The 1100-nt window shown below is 56.1% G+C and carries 2 protein-coding genes; both read left to right on the plus strand.

Annotated features, from left to right (window positions below; genetic code table 11):
• Positions 1-104: 104 nt before the first annotated feature.
• Positions 105-323, plus strand: a complete 219-nt coding sequence (locus IWX64_RS16860; RefSeq protein WP_334683400.1) for a CYTH domain-containing protein — start codon at positions 105-107, stop codon at positions 321-323.
• A 308-nt stretch (positions 324-631) separates the two neighbouring features.
• The gene (locus IWX64_RS16865) at positions 632-1063 is read left to right on the plus strand and encodes an RNA polymerase sigma factor (protein ID WP_334683402.1); all 432 of its coding nucleotides are present in this window, start codon (positions 632-634) and stop codon (positions 1061-1063) included.
• Positions 1064-1100: the final 37 nt, after the last annotated feature.

Genomic DNA, 1100 nt, shown 5'->3' on the forward strand with positions numbered 1-1100 from the left:
ACTAACCCCGATCGAGTTTGAGACAATCAACAACATGGCGCTAGCCGCCTAAGAAACTATCAACCCCACGAGTCAACCAAACCGTGGGCAGTCCCCACCGCACCGTGTTTCGCATTGGTCAGACTAGGGTCCACCTCGACCTCGTCGACGGATTGGGCGCGTTCTTGGAACTGGAGGTCACCGTCGGAGACACGCTGGAGCCTGACGCTGCGGTGTCAGAAGCGCATCGCCTCCTCGCTGCGTTCGGGATCGAGGACGGCGCGCTCGTAAAGGGTGCCTATTTAGACCTCCTTGACGCCGCCGGTGCCACGCAAGTCCGGTAGAGGATCGATGCTCCTATGGATCGTCAACCGCCAAACCGAGTTGTGAAAAAGCCGCCATTCTGAGCTAACAGTCACAGGATTCTTAGTGGCGGCTGATCTCGAGTGAGTGTTGCGGTGGGGGATCGGCATACGCATACGTCGGTCGGCTCGCTCGATGATGGTTTTTCTCACGTTGGGTGTGTCCGACGCTTGACCACAGATGCGCCGTGGTCGCAACTAGCTAGATGCAGGTCAAGACTAGTGACAGATATTTTTAGAAAAAGATGGGATAACCGTGAACTTTCTGGAGGGATCGGGCATTACTAAGTGTGAATACAGATGCAGAGATAGTTGAGCGGTCGCGTTACGGCCCCGCAGCTTTCGGGGAGCTCTACGATCGACACGCCGCGGATATATACCGCTATGCAGCTCGCCGAGCCGGCGATTTCGTAGCTGAAGATGTAATGGCCGAGACCTTCCTCATTGCCTTTGAGCGACGTTCGGACTTCGTTGGCTCAACAGATGGCGTACGGCCTTGGTTATTCGGTATCGCTACAAATCTGCTGCGCCGGCACCACCGCGCAGAATCAAGAGTGCTGCGGGCTCTGGTGAAACTGGGAGCCAGGGCCGAAGCGTCCGACGTTCTCGATGACATTGATACGAGGCTCGATGCCCCCGGTAATCAAGCTCACATAGCTCGAGCCCTGGACTGCTGTGGAGATTTAGGACAGTGGGCCCTCTTAAAATGGGGGTTCTACTGAAAGTGAGACCAGCAGCATGTCTGCATCAAGATCACGC

The sequence above is a fragment of the Arthrobacter sp. CAN_A212 genome, from assembly GCF_015752345.1.
Taxonomy (GTDB): domain Bacteria; phylum Actinomycetota; class Actinomycetes; order Actinomycetales; family Micrococcaceae; genus Arthrobacter_D.